The sequence below is a fragment of the Flavobacterium sp. ZT3R18 genome, from assembly GCF_007097385.1.
Lineage (GTDB): Bacteria > Bacteroidota > Bacteroidia > Flavobacteriales > Flavobacteriaceae > Flavobacterium.
The window spans coordinates 138,642-155,988 of sequence record NZ_VJZS01000010.1 but is presented as its reverse complement, the minus strand read 5'-3'; the positions used below and the strand labels follow the sequence as shown (position 1 = coordinate 155,988).

Annotated in this window: 11 protein-coding genes; 1 reads left to right on the top strand and 10 read right to left on the bottom strand. The window is 33.7% G+C overall.

Going from position 1 to position 17,347, the window contains the following annotated elements; translation table 11 throughout:
- Positions 1–75: 75 nt before the first annotated feature.
- From FNW52_RS12340 to FNW52_RS12300, 9 genes are all read right to left on the bottom strand, one after another.
- Positions 76–576, bottom strand: a complete 501-nt coding sequence (locus FNW52_RS12340) for a CAP domain-containing protein (protein ID WP_143377775.1) — start codon at positions 574–576, stop codon at positions 76–78.
- Positions 577–965: 389 nt separating this feature from the next.
- Positions 966–1,472, bottom strand: a complete 507-nt coding sequence (locus FNW52_RS12335; RefSeq protein WP_255515589.1) for a CAP domain-containing protein — start codon at positions 1,470–1,472, stop codon at positions 966–968.
- Between the two features lie 521 nt (positions 1,473–1,993).
- Positions 1,994–2,638 (bottom strand): pyridoxamine 5'-phosphate oxidase, encoded by a 645-nt coding sequence (gene pdxH / locus FNW52_RS12330; RefSeq protein WP_143377774.1) that lies wholly within the window; start codon positions 2,636–2,638, stop codon positions 1,994–1,996.
- Between the two features lie 49 nt (positions 2,639–2,687).
- On the bottom strand, positions 2,688–3,593 hold the full coding sequence (locus FNW52_RS12325; protein ID WP_143377773.1) for a ribonuclease Z: 906 nt from the start codon (positions 3,591–3,593) through the stop codon (positions 2,688–2,690).
- A 100-nt stretch (positions 3,594–3,693) separates the two neighbouring features.
- Complete coding sequence (locus tag FNW52_RS12320; protein WP_143377772.1) at positions 3,694–4,026, bottom strand: ribonuclease Z; 333 nt, start codon at positions 4,024–4,026, stop codon at positions 3,694–3,696.
- Between the two features lie 9 nt (positions 4,027–4,035).
- Positions 4,036–4,962, bottom strand: a complete 927-nt coding sequence (locus FNW52_RS12315; RefSeq protein ID WP_143377771.1) for an aspartate carbamoyltransferase catalytic subunit — start codon at positions 4,960–4,962, stop codon at positions 4,036–4,038.
- Positions 4,963–5,032: 70 nt separating this feature from the next.
- Positions 5,033–5,572: a bifunctional pyr operon transcriptional regulator/uracil phosphoribosyltransferase PyrR gene (pyrR, locus tag FNW52_RS12310; RefSeq protein WP_143377770.1), complete on the bottom strand. Its 540-nt coding sequence runs from the start codon at positions 5,570–5,572 to the stop codon at positions 5,033–5,035.
- A 221-nt stretch (positions 5,573–5,793) separates the two neighbouring features.
- A complete protein-coding gene (locus tag FNW52_RS12305) occupies positions 5,794–8,553 on the bottom strand; it encodes a fibronectin type III domain-containing protein (protein ID WP_143377769.1) in 2,760 nt (919 codons plus the stop codon).
- A gap of 251 nt (positions 8,554–8,804) precedes the next feature.
- Complete coding sequence (locus FNW52_RS12300; protein WP_143377768.1) at positions 8,805–10,424, bottom strand: ABC-F family ATP-binding cassette domain-containing protein; 1,620 nt, start codon at positions 10,422–10,424, stop codon at positions 8,805–8,807.
- A gap of 128 nt (positions 10,425–10,552) precedes the next feature.
- Between FNW52_RS12300 and FNW52_RS12295 the strand changes: the two genes are divergently transcribed.
- Entirely contained in the window at positions 10,553–11,548 is a 996-nt protein-coding gene (locus FNW52_RS12295; RefSeq protein ID WP_143377767.1) for a virulence RhuM family protein, read from the top strand.
- Positions 11,549–11,641: 93 nt separating this feature from the next.
- On the opposite strand, the gene FNW52_RS12290 is transcribed toward FNW52_RS12295, so the two are convergent.
- Positions 11,642–17,137, bottom strand: coding sequence for a glycosyl hydrolase family 18 protein (locus FNW52_RS12290; RefSeq protein ID WP_143377766.1), 5,496 nt, complete (start codon positions 17,135–17,137; stop codon positions 11,642–11,644).
- Between the last annotated feature and the right edge of the window lie 210 nt (positions 17,138–17,347).

The window sequence follows — 17,347 nt, the reverse complement described above, 5'->3', positions numbered from 1 at the left end:
GTTTACACACTGTTAATTACACAAAAAAGTCCTCTAAATCGAGGACTTTTTTGTGTAATTGTCTTTTAATAAAATCTATATTTTAACAAAAATATTCGTGTAATATTTCTTGCCATTAACAGGATTTTCTCTAATTGAAATTCCAAAATGTGTAAAATTGCCTTCTATGTTTTGTTTGTGTCCTTCGCTATTCAACCAAGCATCAAAGGCTCCTTTTGCACTATTGTAATTATAAGCTATATTCTCGCTTACACTTTTAGCACCCAAAACTTTTATTATGTTTTCAGAACGAGCTACAAAATCATCATGATTGACTACATTATTAGTAATCATGTAATTATCATGCTCTTCGGATTTGTATGAAACATGGTTGATTTTTTCTAAGGCATTTAAACCAATACTAACTCTGTAATTATTAATCAGAGCCATCGTTTCTAATTCTAAAGGACTGTATTCATAATTTAAAACAATGGATGGTGATTGTGATTCAGAGGCATCGTTGTCTCCTATTGAACAGGAGCACATAAAACTTAAAATAACGACAAAAAAAGGCAAACGAAGTAGTTTCGAATTCATAATAATACTAGTGGTTTAGGCTTAAAGTAGATTGTGGGGCAAACTTCTTTAATGTTATCGATTAGTGATTTGATTAGATTTCAAATAAACATACTTAATGTTAAACCACCAAAAAAAATCGACAAACTACATCATAAATAATGAAAAACATATAATTTTCTTAGATTATCATCATCAATATTGTGATTGACATTTTTCATGAAAAAAAAATCAGATCTACATAAAAATCATCTACTAGAACAATCAACCTTTTAATATAAAATGAGCAATAATGAAAACTATAAAAAAAAACAGCAGCAAACTTTTCTTTGCTACTGTCTAAAAATTATACCTTTATTTTTTAATGATCCTGTGTCTATTTCTAGGACTAGACGTACTTTTAATAAAATCTAAATTTTTACGAAAATGTTAGTATAATATTTTCTACCATTAACCGGATTCTCTCTCACGGCAATACCAAAATGAGTAAAATCACCTTCCATATTTTCTCGGTGACCTTCACTTTTCAACCAAGCATCAAAAGCAGCTTTAGCGTTATTATAATTATAGGCGATATTCTCGCTTACTTTTTTAGCGCCCAAAACTTTAATTATGTTTTCAGAACGGGCTACAAAATCATCATGATTGACCACATTATTGGTAATCATGTAATTATCATGCTCTTCGGATTTGTGTGAAACATAGTTTATTCTTTCTAATGCATTTAAACCAATACTAACTCTGTAGTTATTAATCAATGCCATTGTTTCTAACTCAACTGGACTGTATTCAAAGTGTAAAACAACTGGTGCTAGTGTTTCAGATTCAGGAGTCGAATTATTTTCTTCTGGAGAACATGAAACCATACAACTAAAAATCACGACAAAAAATGTCAACGGAAGTAGTTTAGGATTCATAATAATGTAGTTTAAGTTTAAAGTAGATTGTGGGGCAAACTCCTTCAATATTAATATTTTAGAACAACAACTTAATTCTATATCAAATAAACAACATTTCGGTTAAACATACAAATAAAATCGATTAAGTACATCATTTAGAATAATAAATAAATAATTATCCTATGTTTCTGCTATTTTGAATTTATGAATTAAACCTCTAAAAAAGAACAACATATATCAAGAAAAAAAATGTTCCTATGGCTATTGAAATCAGAAAATAAATTCCCCGATTAAGACTAAGAAATTGCGCTTGTTTTCGTCTAAAGGATTAACATTATTTAAGTACGAAAACCCAATCAAATGGACTTACAACCAAATTGAAATAAGAACTTGTACAAACAAAAAAAGCAGCAAACTTTCGTTTACTACTTTTATAAAAATTAGGCTATCCTTTTGAGTCATTCCAAAAAATGACTAAATTTAAGGACATGACGTCATATCTTGAGTCTCAATAATCCTCTAATTTTTTTGCACCAAAATTAAGGTGCTAAACGATTTATCTTCCAAGAATAATCTTCTTGAAAACTATATCGAATACGATCATGCAAGCGGTTGGGTCTTCCTTGCCAAAACTCAACTTCTATGGGTGTTACTAAAAATCCTCCCCAATGTTTTGGTCGTGGAATTTCTTTCCCTTCATACTCCCTCTCTAATTGCTTCAAATTTTCTTCAAGATAATTACGGGAAGGTACTATTTCACTTTGATTGGAGACTATTGCTCCCAATTTACTACCATCTGGCCTTGATTCAAAATAACCATCTGAAATATTTTCTGGTATTTTCTGGGCTATTCCTTTTATAATCACTTGACGTTCTAGACTTCCCCAAAAAAAAGAAAGACAAACTTTCGAATTATTGGCTATTGCCCTCCCCTTTTCTGAATTATAATTGGTGTAAAAGATAAATCCTTCCTCATTAAATTTTTTCAGCAATACCACTCTTGACTTTGGGAAACCATCCAAACCAATTGTAGAGACCGTCATTGCATTAACTTCTCCAGCACCATCAAAATCTTCTACTTCATGAAACCATCTATTAAAAAGATTGATAGGATCTTCCGGAATAGAAGATTCTAATAACTCACTTTTCTCGTAGGATTTTCTGTAATTACTTAAATCTTCCATATTTTTTTTTAAGATATTTTTCATTGTCATATTGAGTGCAATCGAGATGTTAAAACTCAAAAACTTTACCATCATCAGCCAGTAAAACTGCTGCAAAAATGGTTTGGGCTTCTTCTTTAAACAAATCGATGCTAGCATATCGAGTAGAATAATGCCCAAGTAATAATTGTTTTACATTAGCTTTCAAAGCTATTTTAGCAGCTTCTTTTGCAGTAGAATGCATAGTTTTTCCAGCCAAAGTTTCTTCCGAATCTAAAAATGTAGCTTCATGATACAATACATCTACCTCTTTTATAATGGGAATTATTGACTCATGATATTTGGTATCCGAACAAAAAGCATAACTCATTGCAGCAACAGGATCAAACGTCAATTTTGCGTTTTCAATAACCCTACCGTCTTCTAAAGTAATATCTTTTCCTTTTTTTATATTCTGATAATAACATTTATCAATCTCAAAATTCTGAACAGCATTCAAGTCTAATATTCTATCGCCAATTTTTTCTTGAAACAAAAAACCATTGGTATAAACTCGATGCTTTAGTGGAATTGTCTTAACGATTACTTTCTCATCTTCAAAGATTGTTTCGCTTTCCTTCGATTCTAATTCATGAAAGAACAATTCATAGTTAGTCCAGGAATTAGACAGTCGCAATTGCATTTCAATTATTTCCTTTATCCCTTTTGGACCAAAAACATGTAGATCTGTAGTACGACCTAATAATGCAAATGTAGAGATCAAACCAATTAATCCAAAAAAGTGATCCCCATGCAAATGAGAAATAAAGATATGATTGATTTTAGAAAATTTCAATTTATTTTTTCGCAACTGCACTTGAGTTCCTTCTCCGCAGTCTATTAAAAAAAGTCGGTTTTTAATATCTAAAACCTGTGAAGTAGGATTCGTAAAAGATCGTGGAGTTGCGGCATAACAGCCAAGAATGGTTAGTTTCATTTTTAATATTTAGAAGTATCAAAATAGAGCGCTTTATAAAACTCATTTAGAAGTCATTAGAAACTAAACTTATAAACGTCTCTAAACTTCTAAACTTATATTAAAACCCTAAATCTCTTTCAATTTCATCCATTTCGATCATATCGTGTGCTTCCAATTGAGTTGGGACAACAATAATAGATGCAGGTACTTTGTTATAATCTATATCTTGAGCAACTAAGACCAATGATTTTTTTTCTTTTTTATGCTTTTTGGCTAAATCAGAGAAAATGGTAATTGATTTTACATCAACCGATTTGTCATGGGAAATATCCAAAATAAGATTATGTTCCTTAAAACTATTGTATTGATTATTTATTTTCTCTAAAAACGCTACAATATTTCCTTCGGTATCTTTAATTATAATAGTGTGTCCTTTTGTAGTAACTTTCATTATATGAGTTTATTGAATTTTTGACGCCAAAAGATAGATAACCGCCATTCGAATAGCAACACCGTTTTCTACTTGATTTAAAATTACCGATTGTTGAGAATCGGCTACATCACTAGTTATTTCTACACCACGGTTTATAGGACCAGGATGCATAATAACGATCTCTTTATCGAGTGAATCCAACAAGGCCTTATCTACTCCATATTGTTGTGCATATTCTCTCGTTGATGGAAAAAAATTAACATCCATTCTTTCATTTTGAACACGCAGCATATTGGCTACATCACACCATTCTAATGCTTTACGAAGGTTTGGCTCTACTGTTACTCCAAGTGATTCTATATATCTAGGTATAAGTGTTTTTGGTCCACAAACCTTTACTTCTGCTCCTTGCATTTGCAAAGCGTATATATTAGATAGCGCAACTCTAGAATGCAAAACGTCTCCAACAATAACTACTTTTTTACCGGCTACATCGCCCAATTTTTCTCTGATAGAATAACTGTCCAATAACGCTTGAGTAGGATGTTCATGAGCGCCATCACCTGCATTTACAATACTTGCCTTCACATTTTTAGACAAGAAATAAGCTGCTCCAGGATTTGCATGTCGCATGACTACCATATCAACTTTCATTGAAAGGATATTGTTTACAGTGTCAATAAGTGTTTCTCCCTTTTTTACCGATGATTGAGCCGCCGAAAAGCTTATCACATCTGCCGATAACCTTTTTTGAGCTAATTCAAAGGATAATTTTGTTCTGGTACTATTTTCAAAAAATATATTGGCAATAGTAATATCTCGTAACGAAGGTACTTTCTTTATAGGTCGATTAATAACTTCTTTAAAATGATCGGCAGTCTCAAAAATTAGGTCAATATCTTTTTTGTTAATGTATTTAATACCTAATAAATGATTTACACTTAATTCGCTCATCTTTTTTGCTATTTATTATTTATTTTTTATGTTTTTTTGGTAGAAATTTTAGATTTTGAGTCAGAAAAGTCTAATTTGTTTCTAAATAAACTCCATCCTCACCATCTTGTTCTACCCAACAAACTTTTACTTTTTCGCCATTGATAGCGTCTACCTGACGACCTCGATAATCGGGTTGTATGGGCAAATCGCGACTAAAACGACGATCAATTAATGTTAACAATTCAATCCCAGAAGGTCTTCCAAAGGATTGTATTGCTGTTAATGCCGCACGAATACTACGTCCTGTATATAACACATCATCTATAAAAATGACCTTTTTATCCTCTACTAAAAAATCGATTTTGGTTTTATTGGCTTCTAAAGACTTGTTTGTTCTACGAAAATCATCCCTAAAGAAAGTGATATCCAAATATCCTAAAATAATATTTGGCACTTGATATTCATTCTCTAGCAAATCTTTTAAGCGCTCCGCTAAAAAAGTTCCTCTAGGCTGAATTCCAACTAAAATAGTATCCGAAAAATCAAGATGCTTTTCAATTAATTGACAAGCCAAACGATGCAGAATGATATTGACTTCCTTAGAAGTGAGCAATACTTTTTGATTCATAAGAAGTGTTGTTTGGGATGTAAAAGTACAATAATTTTGTTAATCCTCGAATTCGATTATTTGAAAAATAAAATAGATTTAGACGGAGTTAAAATTTACAACAAAAAATACTTGCTTAAATAAATCTAAAACAATTTTTGGATCTACTTTTTTATTTATCAGCAAAAACTCCCACTATTGGCGGGAGTTTTTAAACAAATTCAAACTTTATTTGAGTGTAGTTATTTTACAATTAGTTTAGCTGTGAATAATTTACGGGAGTGAATTTTTAAAATATAAGTTCCTTTTGGTAAATCTTGGGTAATTAACGAATATCTATTATTATTTACGTTTTTAGTGGCGTACATCAATTTCCCGTCTATACTAAATATTTCTATTTCATCTATTGGGTAATCAGACTGCACTATGGTTTGATTGTCACCATTTGTAGGATTTGGATAGACTTTTAATCCATTGTCAATTTTAAAATCATCCTGACTCAAACTACCTTTCTTTGATGCACTATCGGTAACTTCAAAAATAACTCTATTTGATACTTCATTATAAGAATCGTTTGTAAACATCACTAAAAAATAGTTCCCTGTTTGCACAGGTAATTCCGCTCCTGTAATATTTTTTGTTCCTTGGGCAAGTCCATTAAAATAAGTGTAACTTACTAGTGGATCACTATTAGGGTTATCTCCTTGATGATAAATCCCCAACCAATCTTTTACAATTCCGGGAGCATCCGTCCATGAAGCAGAAATTTGTTCTCCAAGATCATACACCGGTTTATTTATCCATAATTCCGTAACAATATCTCCTATTTTAAAGAACACTTTATTGCCAACTGAACTGTAACCATTTTGCAAATAGTATTCAGCATAATAATATCCTTTAGGCAAATTATTAAATGTTTTAGAGCCTGAAGTAGTCGTAACATATTGCCAACTCGTTGCCGAAGTACTCGATCCAGGATTAACTCCCATTCTATAAATACCTATCCAATCGCTGGTCAGTTGAGGTCCATTACTAAAATTAACCACTACAGGAGAGCCTACAGCATATTCTGATTGGTTGGTGCTTAACACAGGAATTGGTCCAATATAAAAGTATTTTCTGGATGCAATTTCAGTATAACCGCCATTTGAGAATATCGCAGCAAAATAGCGCCCTTTATTAGCTAATCCACTTGAGAAATTAATAGAGCCGCTGGCACTGCCACTAGTGTATTGCCATGTTTGAGAAGGAGAAGCTCCTCCAGGAGTTTGTCCTTCTTTATATAAACCTATCCATGTAGAAGTACTTGCCGGCGCATCTGTAAAGTTTACTTTTATGGGTGTATTTTGAGCATAGGTTAATGCATCCGTAATTATTTCTGTATTAACAGTGTTACTTCCACCGATGATAAATGCTTTCACATCACTCCACGGTGACCATTCTAAATTTCGGTCTCTGTATCTTAATTTCACATAATATTGACCATTAGAAAGCGCATTCGATGCCAAGTTCATCTTAGTGATATCTACTCCAAGATTAACATTGACAGTTGAATCTTTTTGTGTGCCATACTTACCATATAGATCTTCAAAATCACGATATACCTCTTTCTTTATAATATCGAAAGTTGGTGTTTGTGAAATTAAAAATTGACTAGTATTTAATAATTCATTTGTTGGTGTACTATAGGCAGAACCAGATATAGTTACAGGTAATGTAACATTAGTGCTAAAATTATTTACAATAGAAGGTTTATTAGGCGCTGGTTTATTTTTATACCTATGAAACACATCCATTAATTGATTGTTCTTCCGTTTGTTTACACTTCCAATAGAATAACTTTCCACATCCATTTTACCATTTGTTACGTCAATATCTACAATTTGATAGATCCAATTGCATATTGTTTTTTGAACGTCTTCAAAATCTTGTTCTGTAGACGATCCCCAATATTGATCCCAAGCAGTACCTCCAGAAATAATGTTGTATGTAGGAGTGTTTTTCAATTGTCCTCTATGATAAAGATGATGATGGGCTCCTATATGCATGGCATATTTTGAAGAGGTTACTAGCAAGGGAACGGCAGTATTTCTAACCCATGTAGAGATATCCCCTACATATTGCTCTGCCTGATAAGGTCTATGACTTAATGAAAATATCCAGTCTACAGTGTTATCAGTATTTGCTGCTGCCAGTACTTTTTGCAACCAGCTTAGTTGAGCTTCACCTGTGTGTTCCGAACTTAAACTGATAAACAAAACATTCCCTGCTTGCATTGCATAGTAATTTTCTGTGCCAGATGAGATTCCTTTATATGATAATTCACTGATGAAAAAATGATCATAATAAGAGTTCATTCCCAAAGTACCATAAGTTTCATGATTACCAACAGTTGTTTGAATTGGAATATTTCCAGAAAGCGCTTTGTTCTTTTTAAAATGTACGTTCTCATAATGATCTAAAGTACCGACATCTACTTGGTCTCCTACCATAAAAGTCATCGCAATATTATCATCCGGAGATAAGGTTGAACCCCATTTTTCTTTTATTTTCCTTTTTGCAGATGCTACTAATGAATCGTATCTAGGTTCGGCTTTTAATTGGTTATCTCCCATAATCAAAAAACGAATATGCCCATCTGCAGTTGCAGCTTGCCCTGGATTTGGCAGTGTTTTAAATGATTTAACCAAAGAAACCCCCGTTCCAGTTTTAATTTTGTAATAATATTTTGTGTTTGGAGAAAGGTTAATCAGTTTTGTACTGTGATAGAAATAATTTCCAGGATATCCAGAATCAGTAAATACATTCGTATTTCCTGTAACGGTTACATTCAGGTTACTTGCAGAAGTGCCATATTCTACAATCGATTCTGAATTACTGCTTGTTTTCCAACAAACATAAATAGAAGTTGGTGTTACATTTTGCAAATAAGGGTCAAGATTTTGCGCTTTACTTATCAAAGTAACCAGTGATAGTAATAATAAAAAGTAGGTTTTTCTCATTGTGTTTGGGTTATTTGTTTAAAAAACTCAAATTTAACACTCTGACAATCAACAGTCTTTAAGTAAATGTAATCATATTCTTAATACTTTTATCTTTTTGTAAGTTTTATGTAAACTTATTGCTCTTGCATTTTTTTTTGAATTGTCACTTCTAGATTTTAGACTAGTTTTTAGATCTATTCTTAATTTGACATAAACAAAAAACTCCCTGAATTTAGGGAGTTTTTTGTTATTAAATAATGAATTGTAAACTAAACAGTATACATTTTTACTCTCAATTCCTGAACTTTTTCATCATCAAGATAATCATCAAAAGTCATGTATCTGTCGATAGCGCCATTTGGTGTCAACTCAATCACTCTGTTACCAACAGTTTGAGCAAATTCATGATCATGAGTGGTAAAAATAACAGAACCTTTGTAATTTTTCAATGAATTATTGAATGCTGTAATCGATTCCAAATCCAAGTGATTTGTAGGTTCATCCAACATTAAAACATTAGCTCTTTCCATCATCATTCGAGATAACATACAACGTACTTTCTCTCCTCCTGATAATACATTGCAGGTTTTTAAGGCTTCTTCTCCAGAGAAGATCATTTTACCCAAAAAGCTTCGAATGTTTACTTCATCTCTTTCTTCTTCGGTTTTAACCCATTGACGCAACCAATCTACTAGTGAATAATCATTTTCGAAAAACGAATGATTATCTCCCGGTAAATACGCTTGATTGGTAGTAACACCCCAATCATAAGTACCAGAATCTGCTTTTTGATTGCCGTTTAAGATTTCATAAAAAGCAGTCGTAGCACGAGAATCTTTAGAGAAAAGAACAATTTTATCGCCCTTCGCCATATTCAAATCTACTCCTTTAAACAATAAATCTCCATCTACTGAGGCACTCAAATCCTGAACATTTAAGATTTGATCTCCTGCTTCACGCTCTTGATCAAAAATAATCGCAGGGTAACGACGGCTAGATGGTTTAATCTCAGAAATATTCAATTTAGAAATCATTTTTTTACGTGAAGTAGCTTGTTTTGATTTGGCTACATTCGCAGAAAAACGACGGATAAATTCTTCTAATTCTTGTTTCTTTTCTTCGGCTTTTTTATTTTGTTGTGCACGTTGTTTAGCCGCTAATTGGCTAGATTCATACCAAAACGTATAATTTCCAGAATAATGGTTTATTTTACTAAAATCAATATCAGATATATGCGTACAAACTGAATCTAAAAAGTGTCTATCGTGAGAAACTACAATTACTGTATTTTCATAGTTTGCCAAGAAATTTTCTAACCAAGCAATGGTTTCAAAATCCAAATCATTGGTAGGCTCATCCATAATAAGCAAATCAGGATTTCCAAACAGCGCTTGTGCCAAAAGCACACGAACTTTAACTTTTCCTTCCAAATCTCCCATTAGGGTATAATGATTGTCTTCTGTAATTCCAAGATTGGATAACATTGAAGCAGCGTCTGAATCGGCATTCCAACCATTCATTTCCTCAAACTGCACTTGCAACTCCCCTATTCTATCGGCATTTTTATCATTGTAATCAAGATAAAGTTCATCCATCTCTTTTTTGATGGCATACAATACTTTATTCCCCATCAAAACGGTTTCCAGTACCGTATGTTCGTCAAACATATTGTGGTTTTGGTTTAAAACCGACATACGTTTTCCGGGTTCCAAATGAATATGACCCGAAGTTGGATCCATATCACCTGCTATTATTTTAAGAAAAGTTGATTTTCCAGCACCATTGGCTCCAATAACTCCATAAATATTTCCGTGTGTGAAGGTTGTATTTACTTCGTCGAACAAAATTCGTTTGCCAAACTGAACTGATAAATTATTGACTGTTAACATGAAGGTCTCTTTATTAAAATTTTGTGCAAAAGTACAAAAAAATGTCTATTTTTTTTATTCTAAAATAAGATTTAGTTTATCTTCACATTTCATTAATTATTTCATCATTAAAGTATCAAAAAAGTAAGATGCAGGCACCATTATTATTATATCAAACATCCGAAACCAATATTAATGTAGAAGTCACTTATTTAGATGAAAGTTTTTGGCTATCGCAAAAAGCTATTGCACTGTTGTTTGGAGTAGAATCAAATACGATAACCTATCATTTAAAAGAGATTTTTAAAACTAGAGAATTAGACGAAAGTTCAACTACTCGAAAAATTCGAGCAGTTCAAACCGAAGGAAAAAGAGAAGTTAGTCGAGAAATTGATTTCTACAACCTTGACGCAATAATAGCTGTTGGCTACAGAGTCAATTCCAACCAAGCCACTCAATTCAGAATTTGGGCGACAAAAACACTCAAAGAATTTATCGTCAAAGGATTTGTTCTGAATGATGATATGCTCAAAAATGGTAAAGCTTTTGGCAAAGATTATTTTGAAGAATTACTCGAGCGTATTAGAGAAATTCGATCTTCTGAAAGGCGATTTTATCAAAAAATCACTGATATTTATGCACTTTCGGCAAATTATGAAAAAGACAGTGCGACTACAAAAACGTTCTTTGCAACGGTACAAAACAAATTACATTGGGCTATAACTGGAAAAACTGCTGCGGAAATTATTTATACCGAAGCCGATGCTAACAAAATCTACATGGGTTTATCTACTTGGAAAGATGCTCCAAATGGCAAAATTCAAAAAACAGATGTTAGCATAGCCAAAAATTACCTCAATGACGCCCATCTTCAAGAATTAAACAGAATAGTTTCGGCTTATTTGGATTTGGCTGAGAATTATGCCAAAAGACAGATAGTAATGGAAATGGAAAATTGGACTTTGTTTCTAAATAATTTTCTACAACTCTCTAATTACCCAATACTAACCGATAAAGGGAAAATTTCTCATTTGGAAGCCAAAATTAAAGCTGAAATGGAGTTTGATAAATTTAGAATTATTCAAGATAGAGAATACCTTTCGGACTTTGATAAGGAGGTTCTGAAACTAAATAAAAAGAGTTAAAATCAAAAAAAAACCTGGTAACTAATTACCAGGTTAAAAAATGTTTCTTATTCATTTCATTCAACTTCTAATACTATAAACCTAAAAATAGATTTAGTTTAAAAAGTTAAGTAATTTAAATGATTTTCTGTTTCCAAGATTATCTGTAACTACTACTACAAACAATTGTTTTGTAAAAAAAGCATTGTTTTGAAGCACTACATCTTTGCTGTTTTGAACGTTTCTATAACTAACCAAAGACTGGCCAATACTGTTATAAACTTCAACTTGCATGATACTATTTGCATCATTTGTAACAAGTAAAGCATTGTCTTTGAAATAAGCAACCATGTCTCTACTAGCCTCAATTTTACCAACAGATAACTTTGCCGTTTGAGAGGAGAAATAGGTTGCATAAGCATTAGAAAATTCATAACCCGTTCCGCATGCAGCATCCCAATTGATAGACCAAGTCATTACTCCTCTTAATCCCGGTTGGGGAGCAGATTGCATGGTGTAAGTTCTTCCAGCAAATGTAGTTCCATAACGTAAATAATTAAACGCTTGAATTCCTTTTTGAGGTGTCAAATAGCCACCTGCTGGAGCAGCTGGAGCACAAGCTGGGATTGCAATTACAATTTTAGAAGCTGGCAATCCGTTAAAATGATATCCTGTAGAAGCTACATTAAACCCTTTAATCATCATATCCGACATAGAAACCAAAAAGTCTGGAGTCGCCTGTGAATAGGCTACGTTATCAAGAGCGCTAATTGATCCTGTATTGTACAATTGCACCATCAAAAGGTCTAACTCATTACGTAAATTGTCAATTACAGGCAAGAAAGATCCAGCTCCATCGCCATAAACAGAATATCCAACCTGAACATAATACGTTTCAGGAGCTGCTGTTAAGATAAATCCGCTGCCGTAACTCGCTTTTAGTTCTTTAAAAGCATCAACCACATTTTTAAGTTTTGGATAAGCCGAGATTGATGCATAAGAGAAATCTTTTAATGCACCAGCACCAAAGTTCATTGACCCGCCTTCGAAATCAATATCGATTCCATCAAATTTATACTGATCAACAATTGCTTTTAAACCATTTACAAAAATATTTTTTTGTGCAACAGTTTGTAATTCTACATGACCATTTTGTCCTCCGATGGAAACAATAACTGGAATTCCTTTGTCTCTCAAAAATTTAATATCATTTTTTAATAATTGAGGATCGAATACTCCATTTGTAAAAAATCTAGGCTCATTTATAACCAACATTGGTGTATAACCGTCTCTATTAACGGTTTCGATGAAAGAATAAACGACCACATTGAATTTTTTGTCTCCCATTTGATTGAAGTACAAAAATGGTGCACTACCGTTTTCCCATCCGTGAGCGTAACCAACGATTACTTTTGCTGGTAATGGATTGAAAGATGAACTAATAATACCAATTGATTGATTCAATGTCGTTATTCCACCAACATTATCAGTTGCTTTTACAACTAAAGCATAGGTTTTGAAAGCATTTGGTGTAAAGGTATAGTTATAAGCATTTCCAGTTCCTTTTGTCATTGCAAAAGAAGTTCCATCAATACTCAAAGAAACACCTGACACTGTACCATCGGTATCAGTAACATTTACACTAACCACAACCGGTTGAAATCCTGAAGATTGGTTAATAGAAGTTGCTGCAGGCGAAACCCATGCAATTACGGGTAATAGATTTGGACAAGAAGTGCCTGAACATTGTAAATAAAACCCACGAGTATTCTCAGCGGTCACACTATTTGAAGCTGTTACTGTCGCTTTTAATGTGTAGTTTTTATTGAAATCTGCTGTTGCAGGAGTCCAACTTGCTACATATTCAGTTCCTGTTGAAAGAGTAGCTGTTATATTTTGCCCGTTAATGTTAAACACTACTGACGAAATTGATACACTTGCATCTGCAAAAGTTAAACTAGCATCTGCTTTTAACTGAATAGCAGTTCCCGGAGCAATTGCTACAGTTGTCAATGTTGGGCTTGTAATAGTCACTTGTGGGGCAACTGAATTTGAATTGAAATTATAAACTTGTGGGGTTGTTGGAACAGCAAAGTTTGCCAAATTCGTTGGAGAATAAGTGATTCCGTTGTTTTCCCATGCATTCAATTTTAAACTTGAAATAGTAGAATATCCAGCCAAAATTGTATTGCTGAAACTGAATTTTCCTTGAGCATCAGAAATTGCAATAAAGTTTGCATACCCGTGAGTATTATCCGTCCAGGGCACAATTAATTCTACTTTAGCTCCTGCAACAGGAGTTGATCCACTTTTAACAGTTCCGCTAACTAAGTTTCCACTAGCAACATTTTGTGTCAAGTTTAAAGTTTTATTTGCAGCAATTGCAGTATAAACTGTTGATGCTGGTGCAAATGTTAAACCTGTTTTGGTAGCTGTAACTGTATAATTTGATCCTGAAACCAAATTGGTGACAGTATAAGCCCCGTTTACATCCGAAACCGCTGTTAAAGTCGTAGCTCCTGAAACCGCAGAAACCGTTACTCCTGAAACTGGAGTTGTTCCGTTCATTACCGTTCCATTTACGGTGTAATAAGTAGGCGTAACTACATTTTGAGTAAAGTTTAAAGTTTTATTCGCAGCAATTGCTGTATAAACTGTTGATGCTGGTGCAAATGTCAAACCTGTTTTTGCTGCTGTAACTGTATAATTTGATCCTGAAACCAAATTGGTGACAGTATAAGCCCCGTTTACATCCGAAACCGCTGTTAAAGTCGTAGCTCCTGAAACCGCAGAAACCGTTACTCCTGAAACTGGAGTTGTTCCGTTCATTACTGTTCCGCTTACGGTGTAATAAGTAGGTGTAACAACATTTTGAGTAAAGTGCAACGTTTTATTCGCAGCAATTGCAGTAAATACTGTTGATGCTGGTGCAAATGTCAAAGCTGTTTTTGCAGCTGTAACTGTATAATCTGATCCTGAAACCAAATTGGCAACAGTATAAGCGCCAGCTGTATCTGATGTTGCAGTTAAAGTAGTAGTTCCTGAAATCGCAGAAACCGTTACACCCGAAACTGGGGTTGTTCCGTTCATTACCGTTCCGCTTACGGTGTAATAAGTTGGTGTAACTGTACTAGAATTAAAATCATAAACTTGAGGTGTTGCAGGAACGTTAAAGTTAGCCAAATTTGACGGTAAATAAACTACCTCGTTGTTTTCCCAAGTATTTAATTTTAAACTTGAAACAGTTGTATATCCTGCTAAAAGGGTGTTATCAAAGCTATATTTTCCTTGTGCATCTGTAATAGCAATTTTACTTTGATACGGATGTGAATTATCCGTCCAAGGAAGTATCAATTCAACTTTCGCGCCTTGTTTTGGTGTTGTCCCATTTTTAACAGTTCCACTGATTTTATTTGTACCAATTATTATAACATCTTGCACAAAATTCAAAACTTTATTGGCATTCAAATTAGTATAAACTGTTGAAGCTGGTGTGTACGTTTGTCCTGCTTTTGCAATTGTTACTGTATAGTTCGCAGCCGATGGTAAATTTGCAATACTATACGTCCCACTAGCACTTGATGTTGCAGTAAACGTTCCTGCTGTCGAAGTAGCTGAAACTGTTGCGCCAGAAACTGCAGTTGTTCCGTCCATTACAGTTCCGCTAATGGTATAATATACAACCGGTGGATTTTGCGAGAAATTCAAAACCTTATCAGAGCTTAAGACTGTATAGACCGTAGAAGCTGGTGAAAATGTTTGTCCAGCTTTTGAAGCCGTAATTGTAAAATCTAGTCCGGCAGTTAAACCCGCAATACTATAGACTCCACTTGCATTAGAAACTGCTGTAACAACTGTCGCACCCGAAGTCGCTGTAACCGTTACTCCTGAAACTGCTGTAATTCCATCCAATACAGATCCGCTAACCGTATAAAGTGGTTGTGTACCTTGAACAATAATACCCGATTGATTTGTAGTAATATTTGTTAAGGCAACTGGAGTAAAAGTATACGAACTTTTTAAAGCCGTTACTGAATAGTTTGCTCCTGAAACTACATTACTAAAAGTATAATTACCTGTGGTAGATACAATAGACTGCAAAACTACATTACTGGCATCTTTCAATTGAACAGTAACATCGGTAACTAAATTTGTTCCGTTTTTTACTGAACCACTTACTGTTAAAGTTCCTGGAACTACACTACCAAAAGAAGCGTCAACTTGAGATAATAATAGATTAGGAGATGCTCCTCTGGTGTCTTGAGACAATTCCCAAATCATACCACCAGCAAGATTTTTAGATTTAATATATTGTACTTTTAAATCCGTCGATTGTTTATCTTCATAACTGATAAACTGGTGTAAAGTAGCATTGTACAAATAAGGTACTTTAGTTGTATTATCAAAATACCTTACCCATCCAGCTGCAGCTGCAGTAGATGTAACTGTCATACTTGTAGCGTCTAAATAAGGATGCGAATTGGTAACTGGATTTCCAACTAAGTCGCAGATTTCAATACTTCCAGAACGCTCGCATGCAGCTGGCCCGTCCCAAGTTCCTATAGGGTTTTGCGGATTTGTACATCCTGAAACTGCATCTCTTGGTGCAGCGACGAATAATCCCGGAAAATTAGGAGTGGTTCCGTTATTGGCAACATTCTTAAATATTTTTCCGTAGAAAGGCAATCCCATGATTAATTTATTTGCAGGAAAACCAACAACATTCAAATATTGATTTGTCAATTCATCAAGTGATTCTGATTGAGCTGCACCGTATAGTGGATCATTAGTATTTCCACTTGCATATAAAGGAGCGTTGTAGCATGTTTTATCATACCAGTTTCCACCAAAATCATATCCAAAATAAGTGATATAATCACAATAGGTCGAAATGTCTTCTGTCATTCCGTATTGTGTTCTGTTGTTTGGACCTAAATATTGTGAAGCCACTTTTCGAACATTGTTACCTGCGGCAATAGAGATTAATTTATTCGGCATTGCCTGACGCATTGCTTTTAATAAATACACTAAATTTTTGTTATCATCCGGACTGTACTTTTGCGGAGGAACTGGAATTCCATTAACAATTTCGGTGCCGTCAGTTCCCCCAGAAAGAGGATATTCCCAGTCAATATCAAATCCATCTATAAATGGATAAGTAACCAAAAATTTAGCCATATCTGCTGCCAAAGCATTTCTGGCAATCGGACTTGCAGAAATAGGAGAAAGATCCTGACCTTTGGTCCACCCTCCAACAGAAATCAAAATTTTTAAATGAGGATACTTTTCTTTTAGCTTCTTTAAGTCATAAAAATTGCCTTTTACGGGAGCATCCCACGGAATTCCGCCTTCTGTGTGTTCAAAATCAGCATAGGTATCCAAACAATGTAATTTGGTATTCTCAGGATGTGCTGCATCAAATTCAGTACCATAAAAAGAATAATTTAAATGGGTTAGTTTACTCCCATCTATCTTGGGGACGTTAAAATCCCGTGCATAAATTGCCCACTGGGCATAGTACCCGACGACTTTTTTGTTATGCGCTGGTTGCTGCGCTAACAAAAGCCATGGAAACAAAAACAATAGCAAAAATCGATTGATTTTTTTCATAATTAATTATTTAGAGGTTAGTTAATAATTCAATTTGGGGAATAGAACTCTATAATCTTATACTTGCTAAAAAAAACTTAAAAATTAAAAAAAAACCTGATAACTAAAAAATAATTACCAGGTAAAAAAATTGTTGCTTTTCGTAAAAAAAACATTTACTTAAAATAAAAAACTTATTAAAATACAAATAACCAAACTCAATTCTAACAA

Coding starts and splice junctions, on each gene's coding strand:
- FNW52_RS12305 (WP_143377769.1), bottom strand. CDS start 8,553: ATGAGAAAAACCTACTTTTTATTATTACTATCACTGGTTACTTTGATA.
- FNW52_RS12300 (WP_143377768.1), bottom strand. CDS start 10,424: ATGTTAACAGTCAATAATTTATCAGTTCAGTTTGGCAAACGAATTTTG.
- pyrR (WP_143377770.1), bottom strand. CDS start 5,572: ATGAATCAAAAAGTATTGCTCACTTCTAAGGAAGTCAATATCATTCTG.
- pdxH (WP_143377774.1), bottom strand. CDS start 2,638: ATGGAAGATTTAAGTAATTACAGAAAATCCTACGAGAAAAGTGAGTTA.
- FNW52_RS12335 (WP_255515589.1), bottom strand. CDS start 1,472: ATGAATCCTAAACTACTTCCGTTGACATTTTTTGTCGTGATTTTTAGT.
- FNW52_RS12295 (WP_143377767.1), top strand. CDS start 10,553: ATGCAGGCACCATTATTATTATATCAAACATCCGAAACCAATATTAAT.
- FNW52_RS12315 (WP_143377771.1), bottom strand. CDS start 4,962: ATGAGCGAATTAAGTGTAAATCATTTATTAGGTATTAAATACATTAAC.
- FNW52_RS12290 (WP_143377766.1), bottom strand. CDS start 17,137: ATGAAAAAAATCAATCGATTTTTGCTATTGTTTTTGTTTCCATGGCTT.
- FNW52_RS12325 (WP_143377773.1), bottom strand. CDS start 3,593: ATGAAACTAACCATTCTTGGCTGTTATGCCGCAACTCCACGATCTTTT.
- FNW52_RS12340 (WP_143377775.1), bottom strand. CDS start 576: ATGAATTCGAAACTACTTCGTTTGCCTTTTTTTGTCGTTATTTTAAGT.
- FNW52_RS12320 (WP_143377772.1), bottom strand. CDS start 4,026: ATGAAAGTTACTACAAAAGGACACACTATTATAATTAAAGATACCGAA.